The organism is Paraburkholderia sp. SIMBA_053, from assembly GCF_046534895.1.
In the GTDB taxonomy this organism is placed as follows: domain Bacteria; phylum Pseudomonadota; class Gammaproteobacteria; order Burkholderiales; family Burkholderiaceae; genus Paraburkholderia; species Paraburkholderia caledonica.
Window position 1 is genome coordinate 1 of sequence record NZ_JAWRXU010001672.1, and the last position, 237, is coordinate 237.

At 59.1% G+C, this 237-nt stretch carries 1 protein-coding gene; it reads left to right on the forward strand.

The features are described 5' to 3' along the window. Nucleotides 1-237, forward strand: a 237-nt coding sequence (locus SB753_RS41220; protein ID WP_410805705.1) for a DUF993 family protein, incomplete at both ends; no start/stop codon positions are given.

Sequence of the window (237 nt, forward strand, 5' to 3'; positions counted from 1 at the left end):
TGCGGAACGGATCATTTGCCCGTTAATGACGTGCGTTCGTGCGACGAGGTGATCAAAGCCTATCTGACGCAGATCGAAAGCGTTCAGCGTGCTGGCGGGCAGATCATTCTGATGGCGAGCCGCGCGCTCGCGCGGGTAGCCAAAGACGCGAGCGACTACGTCCATGTGTATCGGGAAGTGCTGTCGGCTTGCGACAAACCGGTCATTCTTCACTGGCTCGGCGAAGCGTTCGATCCG